General features: G+C 60.4%; 21 protein-coding genes. 5 read left to right on the top strand and 16 right to left on the bottom strand.

The features are described from left to right. Positions 1–10 precede the first annotated feature (10 nt). The 7 genes from ACFO3A_RS12850 to ACFO3A_RS12820 all read right to left on the bottom strand — a co-directional run bounded on the left by ACFO3A_RS12850 (position 11) and on the right by ACFO3A_RS12820 (position 6,032). Positions 11–1,360: an esterase/lipase family protein gene (locus ACFO3A_RS12850; RefSeq protein WP_377727013.1), complete on the bottom strand. Its 1,350-nt coding sequence runs from the start codon at positions 1,358–1,360 to the stop codon at positions 11–13. A gap of 295 nt (positions 1,361–1,655) precedes the next feature. Then, on the bottom strand, positions 1,656–1,862 hold the full coding sequence (locus ACFO3A_RS12845) for a helix-turn-helix transcriptional regulator (protein ID WP_377727010.1): 207 nt from the start codon (positions 1,860–1,862) through the stop codon (positions 1,656–1,658). 3 nt (positions 1,863–1,865) lie between these two features. Further along, positions 1,866–4,649: a toprim domain-containing protein gene (locus tag ACFO3A_RS12840; RefSeq protein ID WP_377727008.1), complete on the bottom strand. Its 2,784-nt coding sequence runs from the start codon at positions 4,647–4,649 to the stop codon at positions 1,866–1,868. Beyond that, positions 4,646–5,053 (bottom strand): ASCH domain-containing protein, encoded by a 408-nt coding sequence (locus tag ACFO3A_RS12835; protein WP_377727006.1) that lies wholly within the window; start codon positions 5,051–5,053, stop codon positions 4,646–4,648. The genes ACFO3A_RS12840 and ACFO3A_RS12835 overlap by 4 nt, the downstream gene beginning before the upstream one ends. A gap of 60 nt (positions 5,054–5,113) precedes the next feature. Then, positions 5,114–5,338 carry a hypothetical protein gene (locus ACFO3A_RS12830; RefSeq protein WP_377727003.1) on the bottom strand — a complete coding sequence of 75 codons (225 nt, stop codon included), beginning with the start codon at positions 5,336–5,338 and terminating at the stop codon, positions 5,114–5,116. Positions 5,339–5,430: 92 nt separating this feature from the next. Beyond that, positions 5,431–5,820, bottom strand: coding sequence for an Ogr/Delta-like zinc finger protein (locus ACFO3A_RS12825; RefSeq protein WP_377727000.1), 390 nt, complete (start codon positions 5,818–5,820; stop codon positions 5,431–5,433). Beyond that, the gene (locus ACFO3A_RS12820; protein ID WP_377726998.1) at positions 5,817–6,032 is read right to left on the bottom strand and encodes a hypothetical protein; all 216 of its coding nucleotides are present in this window, start codon (positions 6,030–6,032) and stop codon (positions 5,817–5,819) included. The genes ACFO3A_RS12825 and ACFO3A_RS12820 overlap by 4 nt, the downstream gene beginning before the upstream one ends. An 82-nt stretch (positions 6,033–6,114) precedes the next feature. Here ACFO3A_RS12820 and ACFO3A_RS12815 point away from each other — a divergent pair, with 82 nt between their 5' ends. From ACFO3A_RS12815 to ACFO3A_RS12795, 5 genes are all read left to right on the top strand, one after another. Further along, a complete protein-coding gene (locus ACFO3A_RS12815; RefSeq protein WP_377726995.1) occupies positions 6,115–6,468 on the top strand; it encodes a helix-turn-helix domain-containing protein in 354 nt (117 codons plus the stop codon). Between the two features lie 12 nt (positions 6,469–6,480). After that, a complete protein-coding gene (locus ACFO3A_RS12810) occupies positions 6,481–6,828 on the top strand; it encodes a helix-turn-helix domain-containing protein (RefSeq protein WP_377726993.1) in 348 nt (115 codons plus the stop codon). A 68-nt stretch (positions 6,829–6,896) separates the two neighbouring features. Further along, positions 6,897–7,079 (top strand): YdcA family protein, encoded by a 183-nt coding sequence (locus ACFO3A_RS12805; protein ID WP_377726990.1) that lies wholly within the window; start codon positions 6,897–6,899, stop codon positions 7,077–7,079. Beyond that, positions 7,054–7,656: a hypothetical protein gene (locus ACFO3A_RS12800; protein ID WP_377726987.1), complete on the top strand. Its 603-nt coding sequence runs from the start codon at positions 7,054–7,056 to the stop codon at positions 7,654–7,656. Before ACFO3A_RS12805 ends, ACFO3A_RS12800 begins: the two co-directional genes overlap by 26 nt. Positions 7,657–7,811: 155 nt before the next feature. Further along, positions 7,812–8,045: a hypothetical protein gene (locus ACFO3A_RS12795; protein ID WP_377726984.1), complete on the top strand. Its 234-nt coding sequence runs from the start codon at positions 7,812–7,814 to the stop codon at positions 8,043–8,045. Between the two features lie 89 nt (positions 8,046–8,134). On the opposite strand, the gene ACFO3A_RS12790 is transcribed toward ACFO3A_RS12795, so the two are convergent. From ACFO3A_RS12790 to ACFO3A_RS12750, 9 genes are all read right to left on the bottom strand, one after another. After that, a complete protein-coding gene (locus ACFO3A_RS12790; RefSeq protein ID WP_377726982.1) occupies positions 8,135–9,163 on the bottom strand; it encodes a phage late control D family protein in 1,029 nt (342 codons plus the stop codon). Between the two features lie 2 nt (positions 9,164–9,165). Next, complete coding sequence (locus tag ACFO3A_RS12785; protein WP_377726979.1) at positions 9,166–9,639, bottom strand: phage tail protein; 474 nt, start codon at positions 9,637–9,639, stop codon at positions 9,166–9,168. Between the two features lie 5 nt (positions 9,640–9,644). After that, positions 9,645–12,863 carry a phage tail tape measure protein gene (locus ACFO3A_RS12780; protein WP_377726976.1) on the bottom strand — a complete coding sequence of 1,073 codons (3,219 nt, stop codon included), beginning with the start codon at positions 12,861–12,863 and terminating at the stop codon, positions 9,645–9,647. A 4-nt stretch (positions 12,864–12,867) separates the two neighbouring features. Next, positions 12,868–12,987: a GpE family phage tail protein gene (locus ACFO3A_RS12775; RefSeq protein ID WP_377726973.1), complete on the bottom strand. Its 120-nt coding sequence runs from the start codon at positions 12,985–12,987 to the stop codon at positions 12,868–12,870. A gap of 17 nt (positions 12,988–13,004) precedes the next feature. Continuing rightward, positions 13,005–13,337, bottom strand: a complete 333-nt coding sequence (locus ACFO3A_RS12770; protein WP_377726971.1) for a phage tail assembly protein — start codon at positions 13,335–13,337, stop codon at positions 13,005–13,007. 56 nt (positions 13,338–13,393) lie between these two features. Then, positions 13,394–13,903, bottom strand: a complete 510-nt coding sequence (locus tag ACFO3A_RS12765; RefSeq protein WP_377726968.1) for a phage major tail tube protein — start codon at positions 13,901–13,903, stop codon at positions 13,394–13,396. A gap of 32 nt (positions 13,904–13,935) precedes the next feature. Next, entirely contained in the window at positions 13,936–15,129 is a 1,194-nt protein-coding gene (locus ACFO3A_RS12760; RefSeq protein WP_377726965.1) for a phage tail sheath protein, read from the bottom strand. Between the two features lie 88 nt (positions 15,130–15,217). After that, positions 15,218–15,613, bottom strand: a complete 396-nt coding sequence (locus ACFO3A_RS12755; RefSeq protein ID WP_377726962.1) for a hypothetical protein — start codon at positions 15,611–15,613, stop codon at positions 15,218–15,220. Next, positions 15,610–16,343, bottom strand: a 734-nt coding sequence (locus ACFO3A_RS12750; protein ID WP_377726959.1) for a head fiber protein, incomplete at its 5' end; no start/stop codon positions are given. The genes ACFO3A_RS12755 and ACFO3A_RS12750, both read right to left, overlap by 4 nt.

Raw genomic sequence — 16,343 nt, 5'->3', positions numbered from 1 at the left:
CGATCGGGAGTTACGGGGTGGCAGGCTTCAGGGGACGCATCTGGAACACCGATGGATCGACAAACCGATGGATTTGCGCATCAATGAGTACGGTGCGGTGCGCCGCGAAAACCTCGTCCAACTGCGATGGTTGAACCTTCACGCCGCCAGTCCTGTGTTCGGGCACGGGGAGGTAGCCTACGGGGGGCAGGCCGGATTTTTTGCCATTGCGACTGCCTGAAGCGTAGACCGGCGAGGCCAGAAAGCTGAAGTACAGCAAGCCCTTTTCCTCGATTTCTGGCCGTAGCTTGTCCAGGATGCCGATATCCAGGTACAGCGCCCGGTAGCTTTGATCGTCTTCGTACGGATGCACGGAGTCGATGAATTTCTGGTACAGCCGCTGTTCGAATCTGTCGTCGGATTTTTCGGTTCGATAGAGTTCGACGAAGTAGTCGGGAACCTTGTGCCCCAGTTGGTCATGCAGGCGAATGACGGTGTTCTGAAAGCGGGTGTCTTCCCCGCCGCCCCGGGTTTGCTTGGCGAGAGAGGCAATCCACTCGCTCCAGCCTTCATCTTCCACCGTCAGCGCACGCATGATGAGTTCGGGTGACAGAGGATTGATCGGCCCTGTGTCCTTGAGCGCAATGGTGCTGTGGTTCTCTCCGGCCACGATGCCGAAGGCGATCTCTCCCAGGGGGGCCTGGAGGTCGAAGCGCACGGCCTCGTTTTTCTCGTCCAGTTGCAGTGTGATCTTGGCCCCATTCAGGTTGGCCGTGCTGATGCGCACGGTGCCGTCCGAGCCGTCCTCGTTGGCGATGGAGGCGATGCCTTTGTAGCCGGCGTCGCCCACCAGTACGGTGCATAGGATGCGGCCCGCGCCATACCAGGGCTTTTTGATGCCGAAGAGGTCGCGGTGCGCCAGTTCGTAGGTGTAGGGCGACCCCAGCTCCAGCGCCTTGAGGATTTTTTTGCCGGTCTGGAACCTCGGCTCGCCCCAGCCCTTGATGGCCCGGCCGATGAAGCTGCGCCCCTTGTGCGCGAGGGGAGAACCGAAATTTGCGGGCGCCAGCATCAGCAACCGATGAATCGGGACGGACTGGGGCGTGTGGTAGCGGGTCATCCATTCGCGCACCACGAGCGCACCGGTGCTGTGCACGACCAGATCGACACTGCGAGGCGCAGTGGGCAGGCCGTGGTGGCTCCAGGCCATGCCGAGCGCGGCAGCCACATCCGGCAACGTGACCTCGTCGTTCATGGATATCCAGTCCCCGAGCCGGATTTCCGTCGGCGTCACGCCCAGGTCGGTTGCGATTCGTTGGCCCAGACGTGCAAAGGATTTCGACTCGTCACTCCAGCCGTGAATGATGACTAGCGGTTTCATGGCCCCCTCCTGTTGGCGCTTGCGTGCAAGCCAGCATAGTGACCCGTCTGCGCAGAGCCACTCAGGTATTCCCTAGGGAGGTTTGGCACGAATCATGGCGCCGCTTGTCTGACCCACAGCGCAAGCTTGCAGCGGGATTCGTCCAGGGCCTCCCTGGCGCGTGGGGGGACTTGAAAATTCTTGAAGTGGCGGAAGGCAGCATCCGCCAGAAATCCTTTATTCATAAGCATTTTTCATTGTTTTTGTCTTTCTATAGGCCATTAAATAGGCCATTGAGTTGCCGATACGTGAGGCATCAAGCATCTTGTAGCTCGAACGGGGAGACGGTGGGGCGCTTTTCCAGCCAGGCGTGAACCTGGGTGGCGGACCAGCCAACGGCCCGTGGGCCAAGCTGCACCGGGTGGGGGAAGTCCTCCGTCAGCATCCAGTTGCGCAGGGTGCTTTTGCTGATGCCCAGGACCTTCAGCAGTGCATCGCGTCGGTAAATTAATGGCGGGCTCATGCGTTATGAATTGCGTTCAAAAATCCAGCAGCGCACGGTCTTGCCCTGGTCTGGCTTGTCATGGTTGTTGGTAAGTGCACTGTTCACGGCCCGGCTGGCGTCCACAAAGCGGCGGGTCTTGCTGGTGCGCAGCACCTTTTTCAGCTCGCTCATGGGTGGCACCTGCTGGCGGTGGTTGCTGGCCATCTCCACAAACTCGTTCAAGTTCACGGCGATCAAGCCCTTGTCACGGCTGTGGTTCAGGCGGGGCACATGCACAGGGCCGCCGGCGCTGGGTTTGGGGATGGTGTCCAGGTAATCAAACGCCTCCCAAAACTCCTGCACCAGGGGGTGATCGGCGCTGATCGCGTGCTGGCGCTCCCGGGCCATGGCCACAATCTGGTCGCGCACCGCCTCGAACTGCGCTTCACTCATCCGCATCAGGGGGTACATGGCCATCACCGCCGCCAACAGCTGGGCGTGGTTTTTGGCAATACGGGGCTTGTGGATGCCGTCTTGCTCCAGCAGCCAGCTGGTGGCCTTCTCGGTCTCGGTCTGGAAGGTTTGCAGCACATGCTCCTCTTGCTTCAGGCAGGCCAGCAAAAAGCCGCTGAGCTGCTCAATCTCATAGGTCTCCAGCTTTTTTGCGCTTTCAAAGCTGGCCTTGGTATGGCCCCTGGTGGTAAACGTCATGTGGCAGATACGCTCCATGATCGCCTGGCTGGCCTGCACCTGGTTGTTCTGGCTGATAACGATGCTGGCGCGAAACGGCGGCTCATACGTCTCATTGCCGCCGGTGCGCACCCCGGTGGTGCGCACGTTGCGGCCGTTGTAGGCATCCTTGAGCTCGTCCCAGTCAAAGCTCTTTACATGGGCGCTGTTGCCGGTCTTGGTCTCGCGGTCGCTCTCGATCAGCACAATCGGCAGGCCGGATACCTGCGTGAACGTGCGCATACGCCCGCTGGCTGTGGACTTGCTGGGGTCAAACCCCTCGTAATCGCGCCCAAACAACTTCCACAAGAACTGGATCAGCGTGGTCTTGCCGCTGCCTGGCTCGCCCACAATCTCCAAAAACGGAAACGACATCTGCTCGGCCCGCACCTGCTCGGCAAACAGACTGCTAAACCAAAACGCCAGTGCCACATACCCCGATGGGCCAAAGGCATTCCACAGGTGCTGTGGCCAGCTCTTGTCCTGGCTCTCGCGGTCGGTGTTGATATGCAAGGCAATGCTGCGCTGCAAGCTCTTGATCGAGAGCTTGCCAATCTCAAAATAATCCTCCTCGTTGGCCTCGTACACTTGGCCGCCGCTGACGGCATAGTCGCCCAGCAGGTAAGTCTTGTGCTCCTTGCTGTAGCCCACAAAATCCACTGTCTGCACCACCTTGATCTTCTCCAGCTGGCGCAATAGCATCCGCTCCAACTGCACACTGCTGCCGCTGTAAATGGCACCTGGTGCCAAATTAAGCAATTGCTTTTTAAACTCGCTGGCCGCCGACAAATGGCCAGAGGTAAACGTTCCCTTTACCGGCCGCCTGTCATGCGGCTGGGCAATGCTGAAGTAGTACCACGCCTCCTGCGTCACCTCATTGCGCTGAAAGTACAGGGCCCGCGGCAGGCAATTGGCAATAGGCTTGAGCACCGCCGACTGCTCCAGCGCCTTGGCGCGAATCTCTCGCTCACTCTGGTACGGGCCCGGCGGCCCCTCCTCCTGGGCCTTCTCCAGCGCATCCTTGGCCTTGCTATAGGCCGCCAGATTCAGCTCAAACCAGTACAGGCGGCTGCCAAAGTCAAAATCAAACTCCGTACGGTTGGTTCTGTTGTAAATCAGCAAGGCCTTGTCCATAGCGCTTTGCGCCAGCAGCAGGGCACCGTGGTAGCGGTAGGTATCCACATCCTTGTCCTGCAGCCGATCGCGCAGGTGCAAATCGTTCCAGTCCTGCTTGGGCGCACCGCGCTGCTGCGGGATCTGCGCTGCTGCGCACTCCCAGCCCTGTTCAGTGGCCCGCTGCACAAAGCGCAGCGTGTATTCGCGCCCGGCCTTGTCCCCGTCCAGTGCCCATACCAGCTTGGGGCGGCTCACCTGCTTGCCCTCGCGCTCCACCTGCTCGGCAATCGCCTTGAGCGCGTGCTCCGGGTAATTGCTGCAGCTCATCAACGCCACCGCCGCAATCCCGTGGTGCGCCAGGGCAATGGCATCAAAAATTCCCTCCACCAGCCACAGCGCCTTGGGCGGCTGGGGGGCATCCGGCTGGGCAGGGTTGGGCGCGGCAAAGCTCAGGTGTGGCATCGCCCACCAATGGCCTGCATAACTGCCGCCGTACTTGAAGTTGGCCTTCTTCTTGCCAAAGCGGGCGGGGCGGTCAATCAGCCGCTCCCAATGCGTGTCGCCCACCACAAAGCGCACCGTTGCCGTGCCAGCCCCCCGGCCCCGGTCGGCCTTGGCGTCGTAATACTGCTCTTGCGTGTACAGGCCCCGGATCAGGGCCAGGTCAAAGCCCCGGCCCTCACGCAAATACGCATCGGCCACCGCCGTCGGGCTGCGCTGCGCGGCGGGCTTGGCCTCCTCCATCTTGTGCACACGGTCAGACCAGCTTTCAAACAAATCGCTGTACAGCTCCCGGGCATGGGCCTCATAGCCACAGTTATTCAGCCGCTCACAGCGCACCACCCAAGGGCTGGCGGCAAACGTCCACAAACTCTTTTGGCTGCACTCTGGGCACAGGCCCTGGCGCAAATGCTTGCCCACCACCTTCATGCTGTAGTCCGCCTGCAGGCGCTGGGCAATATCGTCAAGCAAATCACTCATGCTGCGGCCCACCCTTGCAATGCGGCCCTGGGCACGTTGAAAAAGTTCAGCCGCCCCTTCCACGGCAAAAACGGCATAGGCCGGCTATCGCGCAGCACAAACCCCCAGCGGTCGGCCTGTTTCCAGGGCGATGCATGCTCCTGGCAACAATCCACCACCCGCGTCCAGCCCACCAGACCGCCCCGGGGCAGGGCCTCATACGCGGGCAGCCCGGCCAGGGGCAGCAGCCCCGCCTCGTCCAGCGCCTGGGTTGCCTGCTCGTAATCGTTGCGCGTCATCGTCAGGCCGGCATGCACCAGCAACCGCCCCCGGAAATTGGTCGGCCAGTCGCGGTTTTCAATGTCCTTGTAGCCATGCACCACCAGCCAGGCCCAGGGCTGGCGAATACTCAGTGCGGCCATCATTGCTCCCCCTCCTGGCGGAACCCCGGATGCATTCTCTGGGCCAGCGCAAACGCCGTCGATTCAGGCCCCGCCAGCAGCAGGCCCCCCCCAAACCCTCAAATCGGGGAATAAAGCATTGGCCTTCTCCTCTGCAGCCATTGCACAGGTGTACATCGCGCTCCAAAGTGACTGCTCTACGGTCCTTTCACGGCATTGCTCAAACAGCACCCGCGCCGCTTCCATGTTGCGTTGAATGCAGCGCAGATAAAGGGCCTGCTCTTTGCTCAGGGGGGTGGACTCTTGCATGGTCAGCTCCTTAAAAAATTTAGGCAAAAAAAATCCCTGCGCCTTGAAAAAGGCACATCTCAGGGGTGGGGAGAGAAGGGGGCTAACCCGCTTTAATCAGCGGGCCGCTCTGTGGCGAACAAGTCGCCATTCACCGGCTTGGTGAACCGGGTGCAGTGCGGGGCAACGCCGGCGTGCTCCAGCGTCACCTGCAGCAAATCGCGGCGCACGTGGCTGGACAGCGGCAGATTCACGCTCGGGTCAGGCGTAGCACTGGGCGAGAGGGTGCGCACGATCTCGGTCAGGGCCACAAAGGTGTGGCCGCACTCCGCATTCACGCAGTAATAGACCGACTGGCGGGTCAGCACCGACATCTGCTCACTGCTGCGAATCACACACGGGCATTCGCAGTGCGGGCAGCGCAGGCGCATGGCCTCCTTGGCCGTGCCTTTCCACCGGGTGGGGGCGGCGGCGCTTTGGGCAACTATGGGCGCTTGCATCATGGGCGGTGGCCCCCACTGGGGTAGGTGCGCAGGCCCAGGCCCAGCAGCTTGCGCACCATGGCGGCGTAGGTGCAATCTTCCTTGTCGGCCAGACGGCGCATTTCCTGCGCATCAGGCGGCGCAATGCGCACGTAAAGGATTTCATCGCGCGAAGTGCGCAGCCGCTGGCCATTGCGCGGCGCAACGTAAGTCGAGGCGGGTTTGGTCTGCATAATGCGTCGTTAAGAGGTTGTTAAGAGATGTACGCATTATGGTTGAAAAAATTCAACCTTTCAATAAATCTGGTTGAAATTTATGAACCTGAATGAGCGAATCAAGGAAGAACGTGAACGGCTGGGCTACAGCCAGACCGCTTTTGCAGCACTTGCAGAGGCTTCCAAGCACTCACAAATCAACTGGGAAAAGGGTGTTGGTGCGCCTACTGCATCTGTTTTGGCTGCCTGGGCTCCCCACGGGGTTGATGTGCTGTACATCCTGACTGGCCAGCGCCAGGCCCACAGTGGTGTTGCGCTCACACCGCGCCAGGCGGCGCTGCTGGACAACTATGAACACACCAGCGAAGAAGGCAAAAAAATTATTGAGGGCGCGGCCTTTGCGGCAGCGCAATCTGCGGCCCCTGTAAAGGGCGGGGCCAAGCGGGCGGCGTAAAGGGGAATGCCAATGAATGAGCGAATCAAGGAAGAACGTAAGCGGCTGGGTATGAGCCAGAAGGTGTGTGCTTTGTATGGGGGAGTCGATGAGCGCACACAACGCAAATACGAGCAGGGCGAGAGCACGCCGGATGTTGACTACTTGGGCAAGCTACACAAGTTCGCTCCTGGAATTGATGTGCTTTATATCCTGACAGGGGGGCGCACGCCCGCACCTGCCCGGGAGGCCCACCAGTGTTTTGCGCAATATCTCCAAACACTCATCAAGGCAGAGCAGCGCAAGGGCACAAGCAATGCGCTGCTGCTGCGCGATCTACTGAATATTGCACAAAAGGTCGCTTTGAAGCTGGACGATTAATAAGGTATTGAAAAAATCTAGGTGCTGGGCGTAACGGTGATTGATGAAGATATTTTTCGAGGATTAGTATGAAGAAGAAACTCTCTGCTTTTTTCGTTATGGCCAGCGTTGCATTTTTTGGATTGATGGCAAATGCAGATGCCCGCAACTACCCTTGTTCTGGAAAGAAGGGGGGCGTTTCACACTGCCAGAATGGGAAGTTTGTTTGCAAGGATGGAACGATCAGTGCAAGCAAGCAAATTTGCCGCTGAGGTTTCTATGATTGTGACAATTCCCGCCCCACTTGGCACTAGCCACATAGCTGCGCTTTGCAATGATTTGGTACCAGACTTTGTACCTGTCGTTGTCCAGTGCAGCCCTGACCGTGGTGCACCCGTCAATGATTGTTTTACACAGGTTGCACATCATGTGCAGCGTAACGGTGGCGAGCGTGTGATTGGCTGGGCACTGTGGGAAATGCCCCACGTGATGCTTGAAGCAGAGTTTCATGCCGTTTGGCGTCGCCCTTCAGATGGCAAGCTCATTGATTTGAGCCCCCGCGAATTCCACTTTTCTGAGATCCATTTTTTACCGGACTCGACGCGAACTTATGCTGGACGGCAAGTGGATAACGTGCGGCGGGCTTTGTGCAATGATGCCAAGCTCAAGCAGTTTATTTACCTTAAAGGGCGGCAGTTTGCGCTGTTGAATGCTGGAGAGCTGGCGAACCATCACGGCGTGATTGATTCGTCTGTAGCGTCCAGGCGATTGATTAAAGAATACAATGCTATTACCAAGCAGCTGAATACGTTGATTCCATCGCTTACGAAGCTGACGCGCAGTCAGTAGTAGTGGTGCTTTGATAAAAATACTCGGGCCGACAGCCCGTGTTTTGTAAATAGCTTGGTCTGAAGTCATTTGCAGCATGCAGCTAATTTAAGCAGTACCTCTTTTTAAAAAAAGCACAAAGCCTTGTAGCAAGTACCTTAACAATAGGAGGCGGGATGAGTATCTTTGTTGTATCTGGAATAGACGGCCAGATCAAAACCACAAGACTACCGAGCGGCGATATGGCTGTGTCTGGCCCCGCTACAGGCCCATTGGAACAAATCATGTTTGATATCTGCCGCTGGGACGGTCGGCGCAATCCGAGCTATGGCGGCTGGATCATTCCGAGTCAATATACGTCACGCGCTTATAACAAATTACTGAACCGCTGCACCAAGATTACAGATTAAATGCGGTTCGCTCTGCCACGCAATATATCGATATGCAAGGTTTTTTCCGTGCCGGACTTATAAAAATTCAAAATAAAAAAGAAAAATAATCATTTTTCGGTATCTGCACCACCCCTTTCCATCTGTACCTTGCTGGTCCACCCACTGCCTTCATTGAGGCTGTGGGTGACTTCCTTGACCAGCCAGTCTTCCCCATCAATCTCCTCTTTCCAACCTGTTACTTTGATTGGTGACTGCGCGGTGATGTCCGGGCGGCCTACGGCCAGGGTCAGCTCGAAGGTGGCCATGCCGCGCTCCAGGCGCTGGCGCTCGGCACGGGCGGCGGCCAGGGCATCTTGCTCGCTGGCGTAGGTTTCTTTCAGGGTTTTCAGGCTGCCGTCTTTTTTGCCTGCCACCACGCTTTTGCGCCGGCCATTCACGCGGTCTGACCAGTAGGCTTTCACGCCTTCGAATGCATCGCGGGTGCTGGTGCTGTAGCGGTGCTGGTCACCATCTGCACGGGTGATGGCCACGGTGGGCAGGTGCTCGCCCTGGCTGGTTGTGGTGCCTGTGATGGGCATAAACAGCAGGTGCTTTTTCTTCACCGTGGCCACAGCATCGTGCTTGCGGGCCAGCCTGGTGATCAGGTGCATATCGCTCTCGTTGGTCTGATCCAGGTGCTCAACTTTGATAGCTGCCAGTGCTTTATCTATCTTATGCGTCAGGCTGTTGCGCTGTGCAAGTTCTGCCAGCACCGTGCCCAGCGTGGTGTCGTGCCAGCTTTTTTCCTTGCGGGAGCGGATCTCGCCGCCCAGGTCGGCTGCGCGGGCGCGGATGGTGACGCGGTCGGGGGTGCCGCTGTGCTCGGCTTCGTCCACCACAAAGCTGCCTTTGTCCACCAGCTGCTGGCCCTTCCAGCCAATGGTCAGGGCAATTACGGCTTCTTTACGGGGGATGGCCAGCTGGCCATCGGCATCGTCCAGCTCGATGTCCAGCTGGTCAGCGCTGTTGGCGCGGCCTTCGGTCAGCGTCAGGCTTATCAGCCGGGGCTGCACGGCGGCGGATATGTCTTTGCCTTCCACCACCAGGCGGTAGTCTGGCGCCAGATGGGTGTAGTGCGTGGCGGTGTGGCTGGCCATGCTTATTCCTCGCCGGGGGCTACGTACTGGCCACCATCGTCCACGGTGACTTTGTCGCCACCGGCGTTGTCATCCACGCGGGTCAGTTGCAAGCTGAAGTCCACCCGCCCAGGGCGGCCGCGTTTGTCGTGGAAGGTGCCGGTTTCTTCCAGCTGCTTGATGACGTACTGCCCAAACACTTCCCCCGTGCCGCCGACCAGGGCAAAGGCTTGCCCGCTGTCGCCCATGGCCCGCAGGGCGGCAATGCTGGGGTAGCTGCCCACCTGGCCGGGGGCCACCCAGCCAGACAGGCTGATGCTGTCATCTCCCACCCCCACAAACTGGTAGGCAGGGCGGGCACCTACGCGGCTGTTGCTGGCGTGACGCCAGTCGTTGCTGCGTTTGAAGTCTTGGTAGGCCAGTGTGCCCAGCTCGAACACAAACTGGCCCAGGGCTAGCAGGATGGAGCCGTGCAGCTGCTCGTCGTCGTCATTCATCGTGGTCAGTCAATGTCATGCAGGGCTGATTTTTTCCGCGCACCGGCGGCGCGGTCACGGCGATCCAGCTCGGCGGCCACGGCCCGGGCAATGGCCTGGCCATCCATGCCCGGGGCGGCGTGAATGGTGATTTGGTAGGTGCTACCGCCCACTGCCGGCGGCGCACTGGCCCCCCCGGCACGGGGTGCGGCAGGTGCAATGGCCGCTATGGGCGTGGCTGCGGCAGCGGGGTTGCTGCTTTCTGCCTGTGCTAAGGGCAGGGTTGCAGCCATTTGGATGAGCGGTGCTTGCAGCGCATGGGTTTGCATGGGCAGGGCGGCAGCCCCTGCCAGGGCCAGGGCGGCGGTGCTGACGGTGGGCAGGATTTTTTCCATACCAATGGCCGCGCCTTGGCCGATGAAGCCGCCGTACTGCATGAACACGCGCGAGGGACTTTTAATCTGCATGTCCCCCGTGAACACGCCTTTGATCTTGCTGGCAATGCCCGCCACGGTGTCCACCACCGTGCCCACGACCGACAGCATCCCACTGACCAGGCCGCGCACGATGTCCGCGCCCCAGCCAAAGAATTTGCCGACCAGCTCGGCCACCGTCACCACCAGGCCCGCTAGCCAGGCACCAAAGCCCCGGCCCGCCTCGGTGGCTCCGAGCAGTGATTCTTTGGTGTGCTCGATGGGGGTGAACAGGCGTGACACCCAACCCCAGGCGGCGGCAAAGGCTCCCGCCAGCCAATCCCATGCCGGGCGCAGCGGGGCCAGCATGTTGCCCAGGCCGCCAAAGACACCCGCAAACATGCCTGACAGCGGGGCCAGCCCCTCGCTGAAGCCCTGCCAGAAGCCCGCAAAAAATGCCTTGATGGGCTGCCAGTATTTGACGATGAGCAGCGCGGCGGTGGCGATGGCCATGACGGCCAGGCCAATGGGGTTGAGCAGCAGCGCCCGCCCTACGATGGCAATGGCACCGCGTAGTTTCAGGAGGGCGGCGGCGATGCCTGTGACGGTGCCCGCAATGCCTTTGCTTGCCAGGTTGGCCAGCTCGCCCGCCGCATCCTTGGCCAAGCCGCCGGGGCCGCGCAGCGCCATGGCCACCACGCCCCGGCGGCCTGCGCCGAGGGCGGCGGTTTTCTGTAGCGCCACGTAGGCCAGCAGGCGCTTGTAGGCGCGGCCGGTGGCCGTGCCTGCGGCGGCGATGCCGTCTTTTATGCGGCCCCAGGCGTTGGCGGTGGTTTGCGGCAGGGCGGCTACCGCGTCTTTCATGCGCCGCCCGATGGCCTTGGCGGCATCGGGGAAGGCGGCCATGGTTTTGCGCAGGCGTTCCCAGCGGCCCGGCTGGCCTGCTGGCACGGCCATGCGCTGGCGCAGCTTTTGCCACAGGCCCAGGCCGCCACGGGCGGGCGCCTGGATGGCCAAACCCATGCGCGTGAGCGCTGCAGGAACCGCTTTCCCCGCAGTCAAGGCTACTGCTTTTGCGCCATTGAGGCCCGCAGTGATCATGGGTAAATTGGTTCGCAGCATGAAGATGCCCATCCGACCCGCCAGCCAAGCACCCTTCAAAAATGTGAAGGCATAGGCACCAGCAATAGCGGCAATTTTGAAAGCCATGATGGCGGCAATGATGCTGACCACGGTAGTGACCATGCCTTCATTGGCCTGCATCCATTGCGCCAGGCCCAAGGCCATCGGGGCAAAGGCGGCCAAAGTGGTGTTGATGGCGGGCAGCAAGCCGGCGCCCAGTGCGGTGGTTACCACCTTGACCCCTTCCCGGGCCTTGTGCATTTGCTGCTGGGTGGTGTTGCCCATGCTGTCAAACTCGGCCTGCAGGCTGCCCAGGGTTTTGGCCCTGTCATCGGCCATGGCAAAGGCAGCCACCAGCCCATCGACGCTTTTCACAATCTGGGCTGCCGGGCCAATGGACTCATCGCCAAACAGCATTTTCATGGCCGGGGCCAGTTGGTCGGGTGCCAGTTTTTGCAGGCGCTGCATGACACCCACAATGGCTTTTTCTGGCGCCTGCTGCATTTGCTTGGCCAGTTTTTCAGGGTCAAGATTGAGCATTTCAAAAACTTTGAGCTGGCTTTTGGTGGCCGCAAAGCCCACCGTCATGGCCTTCATGAAGTTTTTGCTGGCGGTGGCGGCAATCTCTTCCGTGGCACCGCCCGATAGCATGGTGGCGGCCAGTGCGGCGGACTGCGTTTGCGTCAGCCCCATGGCAGACAGGTAGGCACCCTGGCGCTGCAGCACGCCGCCAATGTCTGTGGCGGTGGCATTCATGCTGTTGGCAATGTGGTTGACGGTGCCCGCCAGCAAGGCGGCCTGGTCCATGCTCAGACTCATGCCGCTGCGCCAGGCCTTGAGCATTTCACCGGCCTTGTCGCCCGTGGTGTCAAAGGCGACGCCCATTTTGGCGGACACCTCGGCAAACTGTGCCCATTCGCTTTCGGCAAAGCCTGCCTGGCTGGCGGCAATGTAGGCACCAATGATTTCTTCCCGGGCCACGCCAGTTTGCACCGCCAGGCTCTGCGCAGCGTTGGCAATGGCAGCCAGCTCTTGCGGTGTCTTGTCCGCCACCTTGTTCAGCTCGGCCAGGCGCTGCTCCCAGTCCATGGCCATTTTGATGGGGGCCCCCAGCGTGGTGGCAAGGGCCACGCCGTCCAGCAGCGCACCACGGGCATTGCCCCGGGCGGCCACGTTGCGGGCTTGCGCACGTCGGATACCTGATGCTTGCTTCTGAATTTCGTTTTGGGCCTTGAGTGCAGCAGTTTGCTTATCAATATTTGCGGTGGTCGCGGCAATTCTGGCACGCAGTTGCTGCTCGTCTGTTGCCAAGTTGTCAGTGCTGATCCCCGCTTCTTTGAGTTTTGCACTTAGGCCACGCAGGTTTTGCTGCTGGACGTTGAATTTTGCGCCAAGCTTGTCGGCCGCTTGTGCGGCGGAGAGCATGGTGGCAGATGTTTTATGGGTGTCGTTTTCTGCGAAAGCGTTGGCTGTGGCACGCAAATGTTCGCGGGCGCTCTTAAGCTTGCTTTCTGTTTCGCCCAGTGTTTGTTGCAAGCGCTGAAACGATCCGATATCACCTTGCGCAGCCTCCAGCAGCTTGAGCTGCTCCCGCGCCGCCTTGAGGGTTTGCGCGGTTTCGCTGCTGCCGTGGCTGATGTTCTTCAGCGGCCCCAGCACCCTCTCAGCCATCTGCAGCATGATGCTGACGCGCAAGTTTTTATCGGCCATGGGGTTATTTCTCGGGGGCGTTGATTTGGTTGTGGATGGCTACGGCACGTTCGCGCCATGCCATCAGCTCATGCAGGTGCATGGCCTGCAGCTCAGACAGGGGCCAGTGAAAGAAGAAGGCCACGTCTGCAATGGCGTCTTCTACGCATCGGGCAATTGCTCCCGCTTCTCTTTGGTCAGCAAAAAACCCGTTACCGCCGTGCCCAGTTGCACCAGGTCAGCGGGGTCGAGCTGGTCGAGCTCGGACTTGATCAGCGGCGGCTCGGTACAGCGCGGCAGCACTTTTTGGATGGCGTCCACATCCAGCATCAACAGGGAGCTGAGCGATGTGCCGCGCAGTGCGCCTACGTTGGGGCGGCGCACGGTGATGTGCTCCACCATTTTTTCCCCGCGTTGGAAGGGGGTGTCCAGCGTGATGACTTTGATGTTGTCGTTCTTGGCTGCGGTGGGGATTGGTTTTTCGGTACCAGGCATGGGGATTCCTTAAAGTGGGCCCAGCGCTGCTGCGCCAGGCGGGTGGGTGAGTGGGCTTAGACGCCCAGGATGCTGCGCACTTTTTCCAGCAAGTCAGTGCCGCCAAATTTTTCGATCATGTTGATGGCGTCGATCTCGCAGATGTCCTCACCATCAATGACCAGGCGGTAGTAGTTCAACGTCATCTTGGCCTTGAATTCGCTGGCGTCGCCAGACTTGCCTGCGCCGGGGTCAATCTCTTGCCAGCGCCCGCGCATGAAGATTTCAATGGCCATGTATTCGCCGGTGTCGTCGCGCTGGGCAGCGCCGGTAAAGCGCAGGGGTACGCCATCGACGGTGGACTTGCCGAACTGCTTGAGGACGTCTTTGAGCCAACCGCCCGAGGTGATTTCGGCTTCGAGCTTTTCCATGCCGTGGTCAATATCCACCGGCGCACGCATACCCCCGGCGCGAAACTCTTCCATCTTGCGGGTGAGTTTGGGCGGGGTGATTTCCTGCACCTCTCCGACGTAGCTGGTGCCGTCGATAAAGGTGGCAAAGTGTTTGAGGACGCTGGGCATTCCCATGTCTTGCTCCTAAAAATAAGGGGGGTGTTGGTTCAGGTGCCGGTGGCCACGCGGCTGGCGAAGTCGGCAAAGTAGCGGTCGGTGATGCGCTGGCGAAACGTCAGGTCTTCCAGCGGTGGCACGGGGGTGTAGTCGTAGTCGATGACGCCCTGGCCTTCCTTGAGGGTGCTCGATTCATTGACACTTTCATCAAACCAGGCGCTACCGCCCAGCAGGTAGCCACGTGTGGTCAGTTCACGGAACTTGGCGTTGACGCCTTCCAGGATGTCTTTGATCAGGCTGGGGTGCAGGGGCTTGTCCACGGCCCACATATGGGCTTCGGCAATGCTGTCGGCCAGGACCTGGGCGGTGCGCGTGGCGCTCTCGAAACCAAACAGGGGTTCGTCCGAGCAGGTGCGGCTGCCCCAGAAGCGGTAGCCGTCGCGGTTGACCAGCGTGGTGACTTGGTTCTGGTTGAGCAGACCGGCGTCGGTGGCGGGGTTTTGCAGGTCCCAGTAGATGGCGGGTGTGATGCCGGTAACACCATTGACGGCGACGTTGGAGAGGGTTTTGTGCCAGCCGGTGTCCATGTCGATCTTGGCCCGCAGGCCCAGGGCATAGGCTTCGGTATGGGCATTGACGGTGGCACTGGAGACGGTGTCCCAGCGCTGGAAGTCGGCGTGGATCAGCATCAGCTCGCGGGCGCTGAAGTTGGCGCGGTAGAGGATGGCTTCTTCCACACTTTGCGTGTAGGTGCCGCAGTAGGCCATGGCCCGCAGCTTTTGCGCCAGGCTTTGAAAGGCGGTGGCCACCGGCTGGCTGGCCAAACCTGGGGCGCCCAGGATGCGCGGCTTGACCCCCAGCTTGGCCGGGGCAGACAGCAGGGCCTGCATCCCGGTGTAGCTGCCATCGGGCAGTGTGGTGCCGATGACGTTGCTGACCAGGTCGGCGGCGCGGTCTTCGTCAGTTTCGCCCAGGCCATCGGGCACGCGCACCACGACGGTGATGGGCTGGCATTGCTGGGCAATGGCATCCAGGCTGGCCGCCAGGGTGCCTTGTGTGCCGGCTTTGCCCATGGCCCGCTGGACGTTGGTGATGAGCACCGGGGTGTCGTAGGGAAAGGCATCGGCATCGGCGTCCGATGCGGTGGCCACCAGGCCGATGATGGCGGTAGAGATGGTGCGGATGGGGCGCACGCCCTCGGTGATCTCGAGGATGCGCACGCCGTGGTGGTATTCGGTGGACATGGACGCTTTGACGGGGGGAGTTGCTGACCCGTCGATGGTGCCCATGGCCCTGCGCAGGCGCTAGCGCGGGCAGGTGTAGCAGCGGTTGCTACGGCACGATCTGGGCCGCTTCGCGAAAGAGCGCGTCCAGCTGCGCATCGTCCAGGCCCAGCGCCTGCGCGGTACGGCACAGGAAGGGGCTGGAGCGCTCCCACTCGGTTGTGTGATTGAGCGCGGCGTCGGCCTCGAATTGCTCATCAGGGTCTGCAATGCCTGCAACAAATGTCAGCACTGCGGGCCACAAACCTGCGCGGTACAGCACCAGCCGCCCCTGGGCGCGTGTGATTTTTTCCGGTACGCGGGGCGGGGCTGGCGGCGGGTTCAGGTGGGCGTGGACTTCCGCAGCAGTCATCTGGCGCAGTTCGGGCAGGATGCTGTCGTCTTGGGAACCGTCGTTTTCGTAGGCGTAAACGTCGCCCGTGATGTCGTTTTTGTAGTATTTCATCGTAGTTCAACCCATGATTCGATGTAGGGGCCACCCCAAATGCCTGCTGAAACTTTATATGTTCCACCATCCGGAACGACCGCCGTTAGCACTGCCCGCAAATTGTTGTTCTGTCCCCCACCAATGGCTGCGGATTCATGTGAAACCAATACACCACCCACTTCCAGATTTGCTGATCCATTACTTATATGAGCCGTAAGCACATGCACAAAAATTGCCCGGCCTGTGGTGTTCGTGTAATTCGTATTCGCAGCTCGACTACCTGTTAAGTCCTGCCAAGTCTGTTTCTGCCCCAGTGCCACGGCAGCCAGGGCAGCGGGCGTGACAGCCCGGGCAGCATCCGTGCCAGATTGTGTTTCTGCGTTTGTTGCAAGCTCTACCAAGCCCACTGCGGTGGCCGTGGCGGCGCTGTAGGTGGTGTTTGTCCAGGGCACGTTCACCACGGCCTGCCCGCTGGCATTGGCCTGCACGGCGTAGCTGCGGCTGGCCGTAGCCGTGGGCGCTGCCGCAGCGACGGTCTGCACCGTGGCGTGGCCCAGCTTGATGCCGCCCAACACCGTTGCACTTGCGCTGGGCAGCGTGTACTTGTTGGCCTCGGCTTCTATGCCGTCGAGCTTTGTTTTATCGGTAGCGCTCATCAGGCCCGCTGCGCCGGTGGTAGCGGCGTTGTAGGTGGTGTTGGTATCCACCCAGGGCACGTTCACTACGGCCTGGCCGGTGGCATTGACCT

It is taken from the genome of Comamonas nitrativorans (genome assembly GCF_042654765.1).
Taxonomy (GTDB): domain Bacteria; phylum Pseudomonadota; class Gammaproteobacteria; order Burkholderiales; family Burkholderiaceae_C; genus Comamonas; species Comamonas nitrativorans.
Note: the sequence above shows the minus strand (reverse complement) of the source record. Positions and strands in the feature narration are given on the sequence as shown.

Bases quoted from the DNA above. Each gene is read 5' to 3' on its own strand.
- ACFO3A_RS12795 (WP_377726984.1), top strand. From the start codon at position 7,812: ATGAGTATCTTTGTTGTATCTGGAATAGACGGCCAGATCAAAACCACA.
- ACFO3A_RS12770 (WP_377726971.1), bottom strand. From the start codon at position 13,337: ATGCCTGGTACCGAAAAACCAATCCCCACCGCAGCCAAGAACGACAAC.
- ACFO3A_RS12820 (WP_377726998.1), bottom strand. From the start codon at position 6,032: ATGCAGACCAAACCCGCCTCGACTTACGTTGCGCCGCGCAATGGCCAG.
- ACFO3A_RS12790 (WP_377726982.1), bottom strand. From the start codon at position 9,163: ATGGCCAGCCACACCGCCACGCACTACACCCATCTGGCGCCAGACTAC.
- ACFO3A_RS12835 (WP_377727006.1), bottom strand. From the start codon at position 5,053: ATGATGGCCGCACTGAGTATTCGCCAGCCCTGGGCCTGGCTGGTGGTG.
- ACFO3A_RS12815 (WP_377726995.1), top strand. From the start codon at position 6,115: ATGAACCTGAATGAGCGAATCAAGGAAGAACGTGAACGGCTGGGCTAC.
- ACFO3A_RS12850 (WP_377727013.1), bottom strand. From the start codon at position 1,360: ATGAAACCGCTAGTCATCATTCACGGCTGGAGTGACGAGTCGAAATCC.
- ACFO3A_RS12845 (WP_377727010.1), bottom strand. From the start codon at position 1,862: ATGAGCCCGCCATTAATTTACCGACGCGATGCACTGCTGAAGGTCCTG.
- ACFO3A_RS12755 (WP_377726962.1), bottom strand. From the start codon at position 15,613: ATGAAATACTACAAAAACGACATCACGGGCGACGTTTACGCCTACGAA.
- ACFO3A_RS12765 (WP_377726968.1), bottom strand. From the start codon at position 13,903: ATGGGAATGCCCAGCGTCCTCAAACACTTTGCCACCTTTATCGACGGC.
- ACFO3A_RS12840 (WP_377727008.1), bottom strand. From the start codon at position 4,649: ATGAGTGATTTGCTTGACGATATTGCCCAGCGCCTGCAGGCGGACTAC.
- ACFO3A_RS12830 (WP_377727003.1), bottom strand. From the start codon at position 5,338: ATGCAAGAGTCCACCCCCCTGAGCAAAGAGCAGGCCCTTTATCTGCGC.
- ACFO3A_RS12805 (WP_377726990.1), top strand. From the start codon at position 6,897: ATGAAGAAGAAACTCTCTGCTTTTTTCGTTATGGCCAGCGTTGCATTT.
- ACFO3A_RS12810 (WP_377726993.1), top strand. From the start codon at position 6,481: ATGAATGAGCGAATCAAGGAAGAACGTAAGCGGCTGGGTATGAGCCAG.
- ACFO3A_RS12760 (WP_377726965.1), bottom strand. From the start codon at position 15,129: ATGTCCACCGAATACCACCACGGCGTGCGCATCCTCGAGATCACCGAG.
- ACFO3A_RS12825 (WP_377727000.1), bottom strand. From the start codon at position 5,820: ATGATGCAAGCGCCCATAGTTGCCCAAAGCGCCGCCGCCCCCACCCGG.
- ACFO3A_RS12785 (WP_377726979.1), bottom strand. From the start codon at position 9,639: ATGAATGACGACGACGAGCAGCTGCACGGCTCCATCCTGCTAGCCCTG.
- ACFO3A_RS12780 (WP_377726976.1), bottom strand. From the start codon at position 12,863: ATGGCCGATAAAAACTTGCGCGTCAGCATCATGCTGCAGATGGCTGAG.